Genomic DNA, 15,554 nt, shown 5'->3' on the forward strand with positions numbered 1-15,554 from the left:
CCCGAATAGCAAAGACGGCAGGTTGTCTCGCAAAGGGTGGCGCTATATGAGTGCCAAGATGAAGACTCCATTCACTCAAGGAGTCGAAGGTCATGGACAACATCAACCCAGCGGGAACCACCGGATTGCAGCCGATCAGCTTACCCGAGTCGTCGCCGCAGCAGCCCAATGTCCCCATCGCTGCCGATCTCGACAAGGCGCAATCCGCACCGGCGTCGACGTCGATTACTGCTTGTTCATCGTTGTCGTTGCCCGAATGGGCCTATACGGACTGGGCTGCGATGCATGGATCCCAGGATGGTAATAGCTACGATGAGCTGGTCGAACGGTTGGTATACAAGCGAGATTGTCTTCCGAACGACATATCGGTCGAACTATTGAAGAACATCGCTCGCCTCGCGCCATCGGTCCGATTCGGTGCATTCAAAGCGTTCGTGAATTCGGACCCGGTTGACGACCGGTTCTTGAACATTGCCACTGACGAGTGGCTGGAAAACTTCGCGGAAAAGGATCGGATTGCGGTACGAGATGCGCTTAACGGAATGGCAAGCCACTGATCCGCCTGGATTTCTGAGCCAGATCGGCCATATCTGAGCGCGGATCAACGTCAGTCTGCGCGGGATCCCGTCAGATCGGCAAAGCCGAGGGCCGTCGCCCGGCAGCCCTCGGCCAGTTCGTCGTCGTGCGTCGAGAAGAAGACGCAGCGGTCTTTGCCGAGCGTGATGAAAAGGTCGATGAGCACGGCGCGCGACGGTCCGTCGAGGCCGCCGCTCGGTTCGTCGGCGAGGATCACGCGAGGCGAGCCAAACAGCGTGGCCGTCAGATAGAACTTGCGTCGCGTGCCCGTCGACATCTGGTCGAAGCGCTTTTCCAGGTGCGGCATCAGACTGAAGCGCTCTGCCAGATCCAGCACGTCGGCGCCGAGGGTGGTGCCGCGTTGCGCCGCGCGCTGCTCAAGGAAGCCCAGCCCCGTTTGCGACGGCTCCGTCAGGCAATCGAAAGGCACGACCGCCAGCGCGGCTTTCGCCGCCTCGGGGGCGCTGCGCAACGAATGACCGTCGATCCACACCTTGCCGTCACCGGCATCGATCGTGCCCGCCAGCATGCCGAGCAGCGTGGTCTTGCCGCCGCCGCCTTCGTCGCGCAACGCAAAGCAACCGGCGCCGGCGCGCAGGCCGAGGTTCTCGAAAAGGATGAAATCGTCGAAACGACGTGTGAGTCCTTCGAAGCGGAGCAGCGCTTCCCGATGCATGACGTCGTTCATTTGAGATAAGCCTTGATGACGTGAAGCAGGGGCGCCAGTTCGGCCTCGCGTTGAGCCTGATCCGCCTCGTTGATGACATGATCGACGAGATGGCCCTCGATGACCGCGCCCATCAGGCCATTGATCGCGCCACGAATGGCCGCGATCTGCTGAAGGATCTCGACGCAGTCGCCCTCCTCGCTCAACTGGCGCTCCAGCGCCTGCGCCTGCCCCTGAATGCGACGCACGCGTGCCAGCAATTTGTTCTTGTCCCGGATCGTGTGCACGGTTCGCCGCACTCCTGTCTGTCACGAATTAGATGCGAAAAATGCTAACACGAATATACTGGGGTGGAGTATATTGCGCGGACGACGTTTTTCCATCGAGCGATGTGCCATGACCGACTTCTCCACCCTCCTGCAGCAGGGCAACGCCTGGCTGTTCATTCCGAGCGCGATTCTGCTCGGCGCGCTGCACGGCCTTGAGCCGGGACATTCGAAGACGATGATGGCGGCCTTCATTGTCGCGATACGCGGCACCGTTGCGCAGGCGGTGTGGCTCGGGTTGTCGGCGACGGTCTCGCACACGGCAGTGGTCTGGCTCGTGGCGATGGCCGGGTTGTACTTCGGACGCCACTGGAATGCGCAGGCGACCGAGTCGTACTTTCAGATCGCGTCGGGCGTACTGATCCTCGCCGTTGCCGGATGGATGCTGTGGCGCACGTGGCGTGACAACGCCCACGCCCACCACGCCCACCACGCCCACCACGCCCACCACGCCCACCACGCCCACCACGACCACCACGACCACCACGATCCTCACGCTCCTCACGCTCACGCCCCGTCGGCAAGGGCATTCTCGCGTGCCTCCTTGCAAATGGCCGTCTCGCCGGGCGAGTATCGGGACGCTCACGAACGCGCCCACGCCCGAGACATCGAAAAGCGCTTTTCCGGACGCAATGTCACCACTGGCCAGATCGTCGTGTTCGGTCTGACCGGCGGACTGGTGCCATGTCCCGCGTCGATCACCGTGTTGTTGCTGTGCCTGCAATTGAAGCGTTTCGCGCTGGGCGCGGGGCTGGTGCTGTGCTTCAGCATCGGGCTGGCCGCGACAATGGTGGCGTCCGGCACGTTGGCGGCGCTCAGTGTGCGGCACGTGTCGCGTCGGTGGCGCGGGTTCGGAGAGTTCGCGCGTACGGCGCCGTACTTCTCCGGCGCGCTGATCGTGCTGGTCGGCCTGTATGTGCTGTATCAGGGCCTTTCACACATTTCACCCGTCTGAGGGACTCGCGCGCGCATCGATTTCATGGCGGAACGCTATCGCACGTCGCAAGCAATTGATTCGACGCCGGACGACGCAAAGATACGAACGCACGAGCCTCATGTGAAAATTGCGGATCCGACGGCATCTTCCGTCTCGATTCGCGAGGCACTTCATGACCCATCCGAGCGACATTGCACCCGAAAGCACGGCAGCGCGCGTGGCACTGTGGCGAGCGCTGCATCTTGAAGCCGACGCCGAGCCGCACGTATTCGTCGATAACGTCGGATTGCGATTGCTCGATCCGCCGGACGACTGGCGCGAACGCGGCGACATGCATCCGGAATTCACGCGACCGTTCCGGGCGTCCATCGTTGCGCGGGCCCGTTACATCGAAGATCTCGTCATCGCGCAAATGCGCAACGGCGTGCGTCAGTATGTGATTCTGGGTGCGGGACTCGACAGTTTCGCGCAGCGCCATCCGGAACTCGCCGGATCGCTCACGATCTTCGAGGTCGATCAGCCCGGTCCGCAGCGCTGGAAGCACGATCGCCTCGTCGCATTGGGGTATGGCGTTCAGGACTGGCTGCACTTCGTCCCCGTGGATTTCGAAGCCGGGCAATCGTGGCGTCACGCGTTGCTGGCGAGCGGCTTCGATGCGCAGCAGCCTGCGGTGATCGTCTCCACCGGCGTGAGCATGTATCTGACGCGTGAGGCCAACGCCGCCGCGCTGCGCGAAGTGGCGTCGCTCGCACCGGGCTCGACCTTCGCGATGACGTTCCTCCTCCCACTGGAGATGGCGGATGCCGACGTGCGCCCCGGGCTGGAGATGGCCGCGAAAGGCGCACAGGCGAGCGGCACACCGTTCATCAGCTTCTTCACGCCGCAGGAGATGATGGACTTCGCCAGGGAGCAAGGTTTTTCGAAGGCCCGGCACGTTTCGGCAGCGGCGTTGACGCAGCAGTATTTCGCGAACCGCACCGACGGCCTGCACCCGCCCGCCAATGCCGAAGAACTGTTGATCGCCACGACCTGAGACGTCGCGCGGTGGCATGCCCGCTGTCACGGGCCTCGCGCGTCCTGTCCTGCGAAATGCGGCGTACCACGATAAGCTGCCCCGGCGGCGCGGTTTGCCGCGCCTATCCAGAAAAATCCGCCGGAGGGACCGCATGACGCTGACCGAACTTCTCATCCCCACTTTCATACAGATGCTGCGCGGCCAGTCGGCGTGGCTCGACAAGGCCGCCGCCTACGCCAAGACGCAGGGCAAAGAGGCCGACGCGCTGATGACGCTGCGTCTTGCGCCCGACATGTATCCGCTGGCCGCGCAAGCGCGCTTCGCGAGTTATCTGTCGATGGAGCCGGTGTTCCGCCTGCGCGGCGAAGCGATTCCGCCCAGCGTCAGTGCCATCCAGCGTGAGGGGTGGAACAGCGCTCAGCGTCCCGGGACGTTTGCCGAAGCGAAGGCATGCCTGGCCACGGCCATCTCCTTTCTCGAAGGGCTTCCCGGCAACGCGCTCGACGCCGGCGAATACATCGACATCGCCCTGGAGCTGCCCAACGGTTTGATCTTCGACATGACTGGCGAGCAATATGCGCGCGACTGGGCATTGGCGCAGTTCTATTTCCACACCAACACGGCGTACAGCATCCTGCGTCAGTACGGTGTCGAGCTTGGCAAGGGCGAATACGTCGCGCATGCCCTCGCTTATCTGCGTCCGGGCACGGCGCCCAAGGGCTGAACGGGCCTCGACATGCGCTTGTCCGGCTTGCCGCGGGCGCGGCGCCTTGCGTGGCTATCGCTTCACTCGCCCATGAGAAACGGCGGCCCGAAACGCGTGGCGATGTGTTCCGTCGATTCGAACAACTCGCGCAACACCTGACTCGTGCATGTGGGCTGAACGTAGAGATAGAACGCCACATCGGGCAGCCGGGGCAGGCCGTCCGCTTCGGACAGCACGCGCATGTTCGCGTCGAGCAATTCGGTCGTGCGGGCCGTGACACCCAGGCCCGCGCTGATGGCCGCCTTGATGCCGGTGAGCGTGGGCGAGATGAAACTCGTGCGCCACGCGATGCCCGCGGCGTTGAGCCGCTCGATGGACAGGCGACGGAACAGGCTCAGTTCGTCGGCCATCACGAGGGGCACGGGCGCTGCCGCGTTGAAAATGAAATCGTCCGCACAGATCCACACCATGGGCGAGGTGCGCAGCTTGATGCCGGGAAAGCCCTCGTCGTAACGCGTCGAGATGGCGAGATCGAGTTCGTTCTCGCGCAGGGCGTCCATCAGGTGCGGGCTGCGCCCCACGATGATCTCCAGTTGCAATTCCGCCGACAGTTTCGACAACCGTCGCAACATGCTCGGCAGGATCGACTCCGCCACGTCGTGCGGTGAGCCGATGCGCAACTTCTCCGCCGGCCCGCGCGTTTGCATGACCTGTACCGCCTGATCGTTGAGCGCGAGGATCTTGTTTGCGTACGCGACGAGACGCACGCCATCGGCCGTCATTGTCTTTTGCCGCCCCTGCTTTTCGAACAGCGGGCAACCCATTTCCTGTTCGAGCCGTTGCATCTGCTGCGTGATGGCGGACTGCGTGCGACCCACGCGCGTGGCGGCGGCCGCGAAGGTCTCATGCTGTGCAATCGCCACGAAGGTCCGCAGTAGATCGATATCGAGATTCCGCATGGTCGTCGACGTCAATACTTCAGAGACGTTAATGTTTCTCAGATAAAAATTAAATTGTTCTGGAGGATTTTGGTCGATAACCTGCCTGACACTCAAGCAATATTTATGTGACTGGGGGTGGAAGCCAGCGTTGACTGGTCCCCCGCTAATCGATTTGCGTCATTAGCTTTCCCGCAAATCGATGCACCCTTCGGTCGAACCCAAGGAGACTCAGCATCATGTGGCAACGACACCTCGCCGCCGCCCTGTTCGCGACGCTCGCCATGACGGGCCAGATGAGCGCGGCGCACGCGGATCAACTGGCCGACATCAAGGCGCGCGGCACGCTCGTTTGCGGCACGCAAAACGCCAGCGAACCGTATGCGTTCCCCGACGCCGCCACGCGCAAGATCGTCGGCTTCGACGTCGATGTGTGCAACGCCCTGGCCAAGGGGCTCGGCGTGAAGCTCGAACACCGGGCGCTGTCGACCGATGCCCGCATTCCCGAACTCAAGACGCGTCGCGTCGATGTCCTCGCGGCCGCCGTCGCCTGGATGCCGGCGCGCGCCGCGCAGGTCGATTTCAGCGACCAGTACTTCGTCGCACCGATTCGCGTGCTGGTGCGCGCCGACTCGCCGGTGCAAACGCTCGAACAGCTCTCCGGCAAGAAGATCGCGGCGTCCGAGGGCTCCAGCTCGGCGGCCGTGTCGGTGACCCGTCTGCCCGATTCGAACCTGCTCACCTTCCATGACATCTCGTCGGCATTTCTGGCGCTGCAACAAGGCAAGGTCGAGGGGCTCGTGGCAGGGCAACTGATCCTTGCGCGCTTCGCCAACGAAGCCGCGGCCAAGGGGGGACAGCAGTACCGTCTGCTCACCAGGCCGGTATTCGAAGAACGTTGGGGAGTGGTGATGAACAAGGGCGAACCGGCGCTGCGCGATGCCGTGAACAGGATTCTGGTTGACTACGACAAGTCGAACGGCTTGCAGGAGAGCTTCGAGAAGTGGCTCGGCAGCAAGTCGGTCTACAAGTTCACGCGCGACTACAAGGTCGAGCCGATCAAGGTGCAGTGAGCGAGACGTCGCGCAATGTTCGATCTCTCGTTTCTGCTCGAAGACGGTTACCTGAAGCTGTTTCGCGACGGCGTACTGACAACGTTGCGGCTGTTCGCGGTCTCCGGTCTGCTGGCGATCGTGGTGGGTGTGCTGCTCACCACGTTGCGCGCCTTGCCGGTGAAGCTCTTCAAGGGCTTCGTGATCGTGGTGGTGGAGTATCACCGCAACGTGCCGGTGCTGGTGCAGATCCTCGTGTGGTACTTCGGTGTGCCGCAACTGCTGCCGGAAGGCGCGCGTGACTGGATCAACGCCGGCAACACGGAGTTCTTCTTCGCGACGGTGGCGCTGGCGCTCAATGCCGGGGCCTTCATCTCGGAAGACCTGCGCTCCGGCCTGCGCGCGATTCCGCACACGCAGCAGGAAGCCGCATGGTCCATCGGCCTCACGTACTTGCAGTCGTTGCGCTACGTCATTCTGCCTCAGGGCATTCGTGTGGCGTTGCCCGCGCTGCTCAACCAGTCGCTGCTGCTCTTCAAGAACAGTTCGCTGGCGATGGCGATCGGCGTGCACGAGCTGCTGTATCGCACGCGTCAGATCGATAACCTGACGTTTCGCACCTTCGACGTGTTTCTCGTGGCGACGATCCTCTACCTGATCGGCACGCTGTCCCTGATGGCGCTCTCCGAGCACTTCGCCAAACGCCGCACGGCGCCCTCGGGAGTCTGACGATGTACGAGATTCTTCACGACTATCTCGCGCTGTTTGTCGTCGGCAGCTGGCCTAACGGTCCGCTGGGCGGGGCGGCCATCACGCTGATTCTGTCGGCGCTCGGCCTGTTGATTTCGTTTCCGATCTCGGTCCTGATCGGTCTTGCGCAGGTCTCGCCGTGGCGCTGGATGCGGCGTATTGCCGGTATCTGGACACGGCTCGTGCGCGGCGTTCCGCTGCTGATGATCATTTTCTGGGCGTACTTCGCCGTGCCCCTGCTCGTCGGTGCCGAGGTATCGGCGTTCACGACGGCGGTGTGCGCGATCATCGTCTACGAAAGCGCATTCCTGTTGCAGATCGTACGAGCGGGCCTCGAAGGCTTGCCGCGCGGCCAAATGGAAGCGGCACGCTCGAACGGCCTGTCGTGGCTGCAAAGCATGCGTTACGTGCAGCTGCCGCAGGCGCTGGCGAACATGCTGCCGTCCATCGTCAATCAGTTCGTGTCGATCATCAAGGCGACGTCGCTCGCCTATGTGATCGGCGTGCCGGAACTGACGTATTCGGCCGCGCAGGTCAACACGATCACACTGACCAAACCGCTGCAAACGTTCCTCGTCCTCGCAGCTTTCTATTTCGTGTTGTGTTTCGCCATTTCGCGCTTCGCCGGCTGGCTGGAGCGTCGCATCGCCCGCCAGCGCGCCGGTATGGCGTGACGGCATGGACGACACAACCGCAGGGTTCAAGAAGGAGAACGCGATCATGAGCATGCTCGCATTCGAGAAAGTCGATAAGTTCTATGGCGAACACCATGTCCTCAAGGGCATCGACGCCACCATCGGGCGCGGCGAAGTCGTCGTTGTGTGCGGCCCGTCGGGTTCGGGAAAGTCGACGCTGATCCGCACCGTCACGCGCCTCGAAGCCATTCAGAAGGGATGCATCCGCTTCGAAGGCAAGGACGTCAATGCGCGCGACGTAAAACTCAATCAGTTGCGCGCGCGCATCGGATTCGTCTTCCAGAGCTTCAATCTGTTTCAGAACCTGTCGGTGCGCCAGAACCTGATGCTCGGGCCGACGAAGGTGCTCGGCATGTCGCGCGACGAAGCGCTCGCGCAGGCGGAGTCGCTGCTCGCGAAGGTCGGCCTCGCGCACAAGATCGACGCCATGCCCGCGAACCTCTCGGGGGGCCAGCAACAGCGCGTGGCGATTGCACGGGCCCTCGCGATGAAGCCGCCGCTCATGTTGTTCGACGAGCCGACGAGCGCACTCGACCCCGAGATGGTGCAGGAAGTGCTGCAAGTCATGCGCTCGCTGGCCGACGATGGGCTCACCATGATGATCGTCACGCACGAGATGGGATTTGCCCGTGACGTGTCGAGCCGGGTGTGGTTCATGGATCAGGGGCAGTTGCTCGAAGACGCGCCGCCGTCCGAATTCTTCAGCCGGCCGAAACATGCGCGCGCCCAGCGCTTCCTGCAGGACGTATTGCGCCCATCACCCGTGATCGGCGTGCCGCGCGAAGCGATGCCCGCATGAGCGTATCCGGCGCCGGTCCCCGTTAGCGTTAGCGAGCCCCTACCGATACACGACAGTGCCTCACCCGGCATCTCACATAACAACGCACTCCGGAGAACACTTCCACCATGTCCACGCCCCAACTTTCCGAACAGCGCAAGGCCGCTGTCAGCGAGGCCATTGCCGCCATGAAAGCCGCGCTGGCGCCCGCGGGCGAAACGCGCCCGGCCCTCGCCGCAGTCCTCGAACAGGTCAAATCGCTCGCGGCACGCACGGCGCTGTGGAGCGAGGCCGATTTTCCGCCCCCGTCGGACGGCGAATTGCAGGCGCGCTATCTGATTCACGAAGACGCCGACAAGACTTACGCGCTGTACCTGAACGTCATGCGTCCCGGCAAGAAGATCACGCCGCACAACCACACGACGTGGGCATGCATCGCGGCCGTGGACGGCGTCGAATACAACTACGTCTACCGGCGCACCGACGACGGCAGCACGCCGGGCGTGGGCACGCTCGAAGTGAGCGACACGGTCGTGGTCGATCCGGGCAACGGCATTGCGCTGGCGTCGGACGACATCCACGCCGTGGAGATCCAGGGCGACGCGCCGATCCGCCACCTGCACATGTATGGCCGCGCGCTGGAAACGCTCACCGAGCGTATCACCTTCGACCTCGCCAAAGGCACGTATCAGGTGATGGACATCGGTGTGAAGACACGCCGCTGACGACGCCGATGCCCAAGTGGCCGCCAACGCGCGCGTCGGCGGCCACCGGCAGTACACGACAGCCCTGACGGCGCGAAGTCCCTTCGTGCCACCCGCAACACACCGCCCTCGCCGGCGGTGCGGGCGAACTCATCCCTGCGCTTTGGCTCCGGCCAGGCGGGAACCGACAACCGACTTAACGTTACGACATCGGCCATGACATCGTTCACTCCTCATCTTGTGCCACCTGCCCGACTCAAGGAATGGCTGCACGACGGCGCCGAGATCGCCGTTTTCGACGTGCGCGAGCACGGCCAGTACGGCGAAGCGCATCTTTTTTACGGCGTGACGCTGCCGTATAGCCGGCTCGAAATCGACATCGTTCGCCTCGCACCGCGCCGCAATGCGCGGGTCGTCGTGTACGACACCGATCAGAGCGTGGCCGTGCTGGCGGCGCAACGCCTCGATGCGCTCGGATACACCGACGTGTCCGTTCTCGAAGGCGGCACCGACGCCTGGCAGGCGGCGGGTTTCACGTTGTTCGCCGGCGTGAACGTGCCGTCGAAGACGTTCGGCGAACTGGTGGAGCTGACGTATCACACGCCGCGCGTGACGGCGCGCGAACTGGCCGCCATGCGCGAGCGCGGCGAGAATGTGGTGATCCTCGACGGCCGGCCCGTCAACGAGTATCTGAAGATGACGATTCCGTCGTCGATCTGCTGCCCGAACGGCGAACTTGGTTACCGCATTCGCGAACTGGTGCCGGACACGACCACGCCTGTCGTGGTGAATTGTGCCGGCCGCACGCGCAGCATCATCGGCGCGCAGACGCTCATCAACCTCGGTATTCCGAATCCGGTGATGGCGCTGGAGAACGGCACGCAGGGCTGGTATCTCGAAGACTTGCCGCTGGAGCACGGCAGCACGCGCCGCTATCCCGATGCGGTGGCCCCGGCCAGCCTCGCGCAGATGCGCGAAGCCAGCGGCGCGCTGGCCGAGCGTTTCGCGGTTCCGGACGTGGACACCGCAACGTTTGCGCGGTGGGCGCAAGATACGTCGCGCACGTTGTTCCTTTGCGACGTTCGCACGCCGGAGGAGTTCGCCGCGGGAACGCTGCCGGGCGCGCAGCATACGCCGGGCGGCCAGTTGATTCAGGCGACGGATCAGTACGTGGGCGTTCGACATGCCCGTGTGGTGCTGTTCGATAACGACGGCGTGCGCGCCCCGATCGTTGCGAGCTGGTTGCGTCAACTGGGGCACGATGCCTATGTGCTGCGCGGCGGCCTCGCCAGTGGCGCGTGGTTGGCCCTGCCGGACACCGGCGTACGCGCGACCCTGCCGGAGGTCGACGTTGCAACGCTCGCGTCTGCCCTGGCGGACGGCCGCGTGAACGTGATCGACCTGCGTCCGAGCATGAGTTTCCGCCGTGAGCACGTTCCGGGTTCGCAATGGGCGATTCGTCCGCGTCTCGCGAATTTGCCTGCCGGGGCGGACGTTGTCGTGATCGCGGACGAGCGCGGTGTGGCCGAGCTGTTCGTGGCGGACTGGCGGCGCGAACATGCGCAGGACACGCGCGCCTTCTCGCTGCTCGCGGGGGGCTTCAAGGCCTGGTCGGCGGCGGGACAACCGGTCGAGACGTCGCCCGATTCGCCGCCGGACGCCGAGTGCATCGACTATCTGTTCTTCGTGCACGACCGTCACGATGGCAACAAGGCGGCAGCGCGTCAGTATCTGGCGTGGGAGACGGGTCTGCTCGCGCAGCTCGACGAGCGCGAGCGCGGTGCTTTTCGTGTTGGTGCCCCCGCCGCGGCGAAGTAAGCTGTGAATCCGTTTTCCTGAAGCCCCGACCTTGAAGACCATGTCCCGACAAACGCCCCCTGTCCGTCATCTTCGCCTCGCCACGCGTCTCGCCAAGGGCGGTACCGATACCACCGTCGCCGGCGGCCGTGCCGTCAATCCGCCAGTCGTGCGCGCGTCCACCGTGTTGTTCGACTCGATGGACGATCTGAACGACGCGCGCCGCCGCCGCGGCACCGAGCGCATGTTCACGTACGGCGCGCGCGGCAACCCGACGGGCTTCGCGCTGGAAGATGTGGTCGCGGGGCTGGAGGGCGGGTATCGCACGCGTCTTTTCCCCACGGGGCTGGCCGCGATCTCGATGGTGTTTCTCGCGTACGTGCGCCCCGGCGATCACGTGCTGATCGCGGACTGTGTGTATCAGCCGCTGCGCCATTTCGTCGAAACGTTCCTCAAACCGTGGGGCGTTCACGTCACGTTCTTCCGCGCGGACGGCAGCGACGCCGCCGAGCACATGACTGCGCGCACGAAGCTGATCTACGTCGAAGCGCCGGGCTCGCTCGTCTACGAGATGTGCGACATCCCCGCGCTGGCCGACCTGGCGCATCGCCATGGGGCGTTGCTGGTGGCGGACAACACGTGGGGATCGGGCGTGCAGTGCCGTCCGCTGATGCTGGGCGCCGACATCTCGGTGATGGCCGCGACGAAGTACCTGAGCGGCCACTCGGACGTGATGATGGGGACTGTCACCACGACGGAGGCGGTCTGGCAGACGCTCGCGACGATGGCCGACGCACAGGGCGTTGCCGTGAGTCCGGACGACGCATACCTCGTGCTGCGCGGCACCCGCACGTTGGCCGCGCGGTTGCAGATGCATGAGCGCCATGCGCTGGAGGTCGTGCATTGGCTCGACGGTCTGCCCGACGTGGCGCGCGTGTTCTGCCTCGCGTTGCCGACCGACCCGGGGCATGCGCTTTGGCAACGCGATTGTCTGGGCACGAACGGTCTGGTGTCGTTCGAATTCGCCAATGCGACGCCTGCGCAGGCGGATCGTTTCGTCGACGCGCTCACGCTGTTCGGCATCGGTGCGTCGTGGGGCGGCTTCGAGAGTCTGGCAACCGTGTCGAACGTGGCGGGAACCCGCACCTGCGAGGACTGGTCCGCCGCTGGCCCGATCGTGCGGCTGCATATCGGTCTGGAAGACCCGCAGGATCTGATCGACGATCTGGCCGCAGCGTTCGGGAAGGTGTTTGGCGGGTGACCGGCGTGCCGCCTGTCCAGCGCCGTCAGTGCCGTCGGTGCCGTCACTTCGCCGGGGCTGGCGCGGGGCGCGTACCGTCAAGGGTCGTGAGGATGACGTGAGCGGCGCGAATGCGTTCGTCCATCGCGTAGTTCTTGTTGGCGAGCAGCACGATGCCCATCTGCTTGGACGGCACGAAGGCCACATAGGCACCAAAGCCGTTCGTCGAGCCGGTCTTGTTCACCCACGAGACCGGTGACGGCGCCATCGGCGGCGTGAGTTCGCGCGCGGGCGTCGGCTCGTATGCCATGCGCGACGAGTTACCGTCGAGCAGCGTGTCTACGGAGACCGGGAAGGGATATTGCTCCCAGATCAGGTCCTGGGTCATCGGTGTGTCGAAGAAATAGCTTGTGCGCGTGGCATAGATGGCGTGACGCAGGCGCCGCTCGTACACCGTTTCGCCGAGATTCGCGCGCACGAAACGCAGCAGATCGCTTGCGGTCGTTTTCACCCCGTAAGCCTCCTGCTCGAATACGCCGGGGTTGACGCGCACCGGTTGCCCATCCTTATAGCCCCACGCGTAGTTCGCTTGCTGATCCTCCGGCACGCGCAGGAACGTATGTTTCAGACCGAGCGGCTTGAAGACGTGGTCGCTCATCAGCGTGGCGAATTCGCCGTGCATGGCGCGCGCGGTGAGCCAGCCGAGCGCGCCGATGCTGACGTTCGAATACGTTCGCACGGTGCCGGTCGGCTTCGCCGGTTTCCACGCCTTGAGGTATTGCGTGATCTCGTCGAGGTTGCCGGCGTTGTCCGGCACCTGGAGCGGCATGCCGCCCGTGGTGTGGGTGGCAAGGTTGAGCAGCTTCACGTCGCCGAATGGTGTGCCTGCGAATTCGGGGGCGATGCGGCTGGTCTTGTCGGTGAGCGAGAGCATGCCGGCCGCCTGTGCGTAAGCGGCGAGCGTAGCGGTGAACGTTTTGCTCACGGAGCCGATTTCGAACAGCGTGTCGTTCGTGACGGGTGTGTTGGCGGCTTTATCGGCGAGCCCGTAATCGAAAACATACGACTGCCCGTCGAAAACGATCCCGACGGCCATGCCCGGAATGTCCTGACGCGCCATGAGCGGCACGATGGTCTTGTCGACCAGCGACCTGACCGCTTCCTGTCGGGGGTTCGCCGGCACTTGCGCGCCGGTCTCGGCGGCGTAGGCGCGCGCGCTGAAACCCATCCAGCCGATCGCGGCGGTCGCGGCGAGCGCCGCGCAGAGTGTGAGGTAGGGCTTGATCATCGAGGGTCGTCTCCGTATGAGGGCATATCGGGGCGTACATTCTGAACCCCTGCGAGCCATGCCCGAAGCGTAAACCCAAATGGGAGCCGACTTGCGAGAGTGCGATGTAACCGACGTAACCCATGGAACGCTCGGAACGAGCGCGACGAACCCACGTCGCCCGCGGCAAAAAAACCGCCCTGAGGGGGCGGCAACACGCTGAAATCTAACGGGGGGAGGGGGACTGCATTTCAGCGCGTGGGTGTTTCTGCGCGGTGACGCAACGCGCGTGTTACAACGCCGGTTCCAGCTCGCGGTTTTCCGATTCGCGCATTGCACGAATGGCTTCCGCCGAGATCATTGCGTCCGCATTGAGCGGGGGGATGTCGCCGAACAGCGGACGGTAGACGAAGTCGCCGACGTCGATCGCCTCGTTCGTCAACGCACACACGCCTGGGTGATGCGCTTTGCGGATGCGCCAGATCTGCGCCCCGTAGTTGCCACCGGTGGCGTCGTTCCACGACACCGTGATCGTCAATTCGCTGGAGATCTCCAGGACGCGCACGATCGGTGCGCGGCGCGTGTAGGGAATCACCGGCCGGCACACTACCGGCTCGGCGTCGAGCATGGCAACGGTGTGCTGCCAAACGCCCTGGTCGCGTGCCGCGCGCGACGAGCGCGAGGCACGGGAAGTCGTGGACGTGGGGCTTCCAGGGGCGCGGCTGCTGCCGCTTCGGTTCGGGCAATTGGTTCGGTCGCTTCGCATGATCAGGCCAGCCGGATGCGCGGCCCGCGAAGGCCGCCGAGTTTTTCAGCGCTCAACAACACCGTCGCACGGGCGAACCCGTGCAGGGCGTGCTGGTGACGCCGATACAACATGGCGTGGCTCCACTGCGCAAAGCGTCCGCGCACGATGCCACCTTTGAAAAAGCCGAATCGCCCGAGCGCGCCGGACGCGTTGTAGCCAGACAGCGACAACGACGCGCCGGGATCGCGATAAGCGAACGGCGGAATTGCGCGGCCTTCAAGCCACGCACCGAGATGACGGCCCAGATGCGCCGCCTGTTGTGTTGCCACCTGTGCCGTGGGCGGCAATGCGCGTTCACCCTGTCCCGGCGTGAGCGACGCACAATCGCCAAGCGCGAAAATGCGCTCGTCCTGCGCCGTCTGCAACGTGGCGCGCACGACGACCTGATTCGCCTCGTTGGTCGTCAGCCCGCCAATGCCGCGCAAGCAATCCGGTGCCTTCACGCCTGCGGCCCACACCAGCAGGTCGCCCGGAATGAGCTGGCCGTCGTCGCGATAAAAACCATCGCGATCGGCACACACCACGCGCGTATCCGTCAGCACACGAAAGCCCAACTGTTCGAGCTGGCCGTGCGTGCGCGCCGAGACGTCCGGCGGAAAAGCGCCCAGCAGCCGTGGCCCGCGTTCGACGAGCGTGAGCTTCAGCCGCTCGCAGATCCGCGGATCGCCATAGCCGGTCGCGAGCGCGAATGTACGGCTCAACTCCGCCGCGAGCGCCACACCCGTGGTGCCGCCACCGGCAATCACGATGCGCAGGGCGTCGTCGTTCACCGCGCTGCGCAGCGATTCGCAATGCAACGCCGCGTTGAATGCTTCGGCCTGGGGCTGACTGTCGATGAAATGACAGACGTCGCGCACGCCCGGTACGCAGGCGTCGTCGGCCTGCGAGCCCAGGGCCAGCACCAGCGCGTCGTACGGCACACGGCGCTCGCTCAGCAGGCGCTTGCCGTCATGACCCTCCATCTCCTCCAGCACAATCTCGCGACGTGTCCGATCCAGCCCGCTCATGCGTCCCGCCTGATACGTGAAACCATGGCTGCACGCATGAGCGAGATACGCGATCTGCGTGTGAGCCACGTCGCGCGTGCCCGCCGCCACAGTGTGCAGCATGGGTTTCCAAAGATGGGTGGGATGACGGTCGACAAGTGTCACGCGCGCAGCACCGGCACGACCGAGCGTTCTACCCAGACGCGTTGCCAGCACCAGGCCGGCGATACCGCCACCGACGATCACGATTCGGTTTGCGCGAGACATTTGGGGGGAAATGTCAAATTCAACAAGTGATGAATAAGCGCATAA

General features: G+C 64.2%; 17 protein-coding genes. 11 read left to right on the top strand and 6 right to left on the bottom strand.

Features of this window, described 5'->3' with window-relative positions:
• The first annotated feature begins 92 nt into the window (after positions 1–92).
• Positions 93–557 (top strand): hypothetical protein, encoded by a 465-nt coding sequence (locus AB870_RS00085; RefSeq protein ID WP_047906450.1) that lies wholly within the window; start codon positions 93–95, stop codon positions 555–557.
• 50 nt (positions 558–607) lie between these two features.
• On the opposite strand, the gene AB870_RS00090 is transcribed toward AB870_RS00085, so the two are convergent.
• Positions 608–1,264, bottom strand: coding sequence for an ABC transporter ATP-binding protein (locus tag AB870_RS00090; protein WP_335645725.1), 657 nt, complete (start codon positions 1,262–1,264; stop codon positions 608–610).
• On the bottom strand, positions 1,261–1,530 hold the full coding sequence (locus AB870_RS00095; RefSeq protein ID WP_047906451.1) for a metal/formaldehyde-sensitive transcriptional repressor: 270 nt from the start codon (positions 1,528–1,530) through the stop codon (positions 1,261–1,263). The genes AB870_RS00090 and AB870_RS00095 overlap by 4 nt, the downstream gene beginning before the upstream one ends.
• A 109-nt stretch (positions 1,531–1,639) precedes the next feature.
• On the opposite strand from AB870_RS00095, the gene AB870_RS00100 reads away from it, so the two are divergent.
• The 3 genes from AB870_RS00100 to AB870_RS00110 all read left to right on the top strand — a co-directional run bounded on the left by AB870_RS00100 (position 1,640) and on the right by AB870_RS00110 (position 4,245).
• Positions 1,640–2,524 carry a nickel/cobalt efflux transporter gene (locus AB870_RS00100; RefSeq protein WP_047906452.1) on the top strand — a complete coding sequence of 295 codons (885 nt, stop codon included), beginning with the start codon at positions 1,640–1,642 and terminating at the stop codon, positions 2,522–2,524.
• A 154-nt stretch (positions 2,525–2,678) separates the two neighbouring features.
• Positions 2,679–3,539 carry a class I SAM-dependent methyltransferase gene (locus AB870_RS00105; protein WP_047906453.1) on the top strand — a complete coding sequence of 287 codons (861 nt, stop codon included), beginning with the start codon at positions 2,679–2,681 and terminating at the stop codon, positions 3,537–3,539.
• Between the two features lie 133 nt (positions 3,540–3,672).
• Positions 3,673–4,245 carry a DUF1993 domain-containing protein gene (locus tag AB870_RS00110; protein ID WP_047906454.1) on the top strand — a complete coding sequence of 191 codons (573 nt, stop codon included), beginning with the start codon at positions 3,673–3,675 and terminating at the stop codon, positions 4,243–4,245.
• A gap of 62 nt (positions 4,246–4,307) precedes the next feature.
• Here AB870_RS00110 and AB870_RS00115 read toward each other — a convergent pair whose 3' ends face one another.
• Positions 4,308–5,186 (bottom strand): LysR substrate-binding domain-containing protein, encoded by an 879-nt coding sequence (locus tag AB870_RS00115; RefSeq protein ID WP_047906455.1) that lies wholly within the window; start codon positions 5,184–5,186, stop codon positions 4,308–4,310.
• Between the two features lie 218 nt (positions 5,187–5,404).
• On the opposite strand from AB870_RS00115, the gene AB870_RS00120 reads away from it, so the two are divergent.
• From AB870_RS00120 to metC, 7 genes are all read left to right on the top strand, one after another.
• Positions 5,405–6,238, top strand: a complete 834-nt coding sequence (locus tag AB870_RS00120) for a transporter substrate-binding domain-containing protein (RefSeq protein WP_047906456.1) — start codon at positions 5,405–5,407, stop codon at positions 6,236–6,238.
• A 15-nt stretch (positions 6,239–6,253) separates the two neighbouring features.
• Positions 6,254–6,946: an amino acid ABC transporter permease gene (locus AB870_RS00125; RefSeq protein ID WP_047906457.1), complete on the top strand. Its 693-nt coding sequence runs from the start codon at positions 6,254–6,256 to the stop codon at positions 6,944–6,946.
• A gap of 2 nt (positions 6,947–6,948) precedes the next feature.
• A complete protein-coding gene (locus tag AB870_RS00130; RefSeq protein ID WP_047906458.1) occupies positions 6,949–7,641 on the top strand; it encodes an amino acid ABC transporter permease in 693 nt (230 codons plus the stop codon).
• A gap of 52 nt (positions 7,642–7,693) precedes the next feature.
• Positions 7,694–8,461, top strand: a complete 768-nt coding sequence (locus tag AB870_RS00135) for an amino acid ABC transporter ATP-binding protein (RefSeq protein WP_047908601.1) — start codon at positions 7,694–7,696, stop codon at positions 8,459–8,461.
• Between the two features lie 107 nt (positions 8,462–8,568).
• The gene (locus AB870_RS00140) at positions 8,569–9,165 is read left to right on the top strand and encodes a cysteine dioxygenase family protein (RefSeq protein WP_047906459.1); all 597 of its coding nucleotides are present in this window, start codon (positions 8,569–8,571) and stop codon (positions 9,163–9,165) included.
• Between the two features lie 195 nt (positions 9,166–9,360).
• Positions 9,361–10,962 carry a rhodanese-like domain-containing protein gene (locus tag AB870_RS00145; RefSeq protein ID WP_047906460.1) on the top strand — a complete coding sequence of 534 codons (1,602 nt, stop codon included), beginning with the start codon at positions 9,361–9,363 and terminating at the stop codon, positions 10,960–10,962.
• A 40-nt stretch (positions 10,963–11,002) separates the two neighbouring features.
• Complete coding sequence (gene metC / locus AB870_RS00150; protein WP_047906461.1) at positions 11,003–12,202, top strand: cystathionine beta-lyase; 1,200 nt, start codon at positions 11,003–11,005, stop codon at positions 12,200–12,202.
• 43 nt (positions 12,203–12,245) lie between these two features.
• On the opposite strand, the gene blaPNC is transcribed toward metC, so the two are convergent.
• The 3 genes from blaPNC to AB870_RS00165 form a co-directional block, all read right to left on the bottom strand.
• Positions 12,246–13,469: a PNC family class C beta-lactamase gene (gene blaPNC, locus AB870_RS00155; RefSeq protein WP_053059502.1), complete on the bottom strand. Its 1,224-nt coding sequence runs from the start codon at positions 13,467–13,469 to the stop codon at positions 12,246–12,248.
• A gap of 271 nt (positions 13,470–13,740) precedes the next feature.
• Entirely contained in the window at positions 13,741–14,214 is a 474-nt protein-coding gene (locus tag AB870_RS00160; protein WP_084663159.1) for a DUF3331 domain-containing protein, read from the bottom strand.
• Between the two features lie 2 nt (positions 14,215–14,216).
• Complete coding sequence (locus AB870_RS00165; RefSeq protein WP_047906463.1) at positions 14,217–15,509, bottom strand: NAD(P)/FAD-dependent oxidoreductase; 1,293 nt, start codon at positions 15,507–15,509, stop codon at positions 14,217–14,219.
• Positions 15,510–15,554 lie beyond the last annotated feature (45 nt).

This window comes from Pandoraea faecigallinarum (assembly GCF_001029105.3).
In the GTDB taxonomy this organism is placed as follows: Bacteria; Pseudomonadota; Gammaproteobacteria; order Burkholderiales; family Burkholderiaceae; genus Pandoraea; species Pandoraea faecigallinarum.

What these genes read in the sequence shown, in the direction of transcription:
- AB870_RS00085 (WP_047906450.1), top strand. Translation starts at nt 93, where the DNA reads ATGGACAACATCAACCCAGCGGGAACCACCGGATTGCAGCCGATCAGC.
- AB870_RS00090 (WP_335645725.1), bottom strand. Translation starts at nt 1,264, where the DNA reads ATGAACGACGTCATGCATCGGGAAGCGCTGCTCCGCTTCGAAGGACTC.
- AB870_RS00100 (WP_047906452.1), top strand. Translation starts at nt 1,640, where the DNA reads ATGACCGACTTCTCCACCCTCCTGCAGCAGGGCAACGCCTGGCTGTTC.
- AB870_RS00105 (WP_047906453.1), top strand. Translation starts at nt 2,679, where the DNA reads ATGACCCATCCGAGCGACATTGCACCCGAAAGCACGGCAGCGCGCGTG.
- AB870_RS00110 (WP_047906454.1), top strand. Translation starts at nt 3,673, where the DNA reads ATGACGCTGACCGAACTTCTCATCCCCACTTTCATACAGATGCTGCGC.
- AB870_RS00115 (WP_047906455.1), bottom strand. Translation starts at nt 5,186, where the DNA reads ATGCGGAATCTCGATATCGATCTACTGCGGACCTTCGTGGCGATTGCA.
- AB870_RS00120 (WP_047906456.1), top strand. Translation starts at nt 5,405, where the DNA reads ATGTGGCAACGACACCTCGCCGCCGCCCTGTTCGCGACGCTCGCCATG.
- AB870_RS00125 (WP_047906457.1), top strand. Translation starts at nt 6,254, where the DNA reads ATGTTCGATCTCTCGTTTCTGCTCGAAGACGGTTACCTGAAGCTGTTT.
- AB870_RS00130 (WP_047906458.1), top strand. Translation starts at nt 6,949, where the DNA reads ATGTACGAGATTCTTCACGACTATCTCGCGCTGTTTGTCGTCGGCAGC.
- AB870_RS00135 (WP_047908601.1), top strand. Translation starts at nt 7,694, where the DNA reads ATGCTCGCATTCGAGAAAGTCGATAAGTTCTATGGCGAACACCATGTC.
- AB870_RS00140 (WP_047906459.1), top strand. Translation starts at nt 8,569, where the DNA reads ATGTCCACGCCCCAACTTTCCGAACAGCGCAAGGCCGCTGTCAGCGAG.
- AB870_RS00145 (WP_047906460.1), top strand. Translation starts at nt 9,361, where the DNA reads ATGACATCGTTCACTCCTCATCTTGTGCCACCTGCCCGACTCAAGGAA.
- metC (WP_047906461.1), top strand. Translation starts at nt 11,003, where the DNA reads ATGTCCCGACAAACGCCCCCTGTCCGTCATCTTCGCCTCGCCACGCGT.
- blaPNC (WP_053059502.1), bottom strand. Translation starts at nt 13,469, where the DNA reads ATGATCAAGCCCTACCTCACACTCTGCGCGGCGCTCGCCGCGACCGCC.
- AB870_RS00160 (WP_084663159.1), bottom strand. Translation starts at nt 14,214, where the DNA reads ATGCGAAGCGACCGAACCAATTGCCCGAACCGAAGCGGCAGCAGCCGC.
- AB870_RS00165 (WP_047906463.1), bottom strand. Translation starts at nt 15,509, where the DNA reads ATGTCTCGCGCAAACCGAATCGTGATCGTCGGTGGCGGTATCGCCGGC.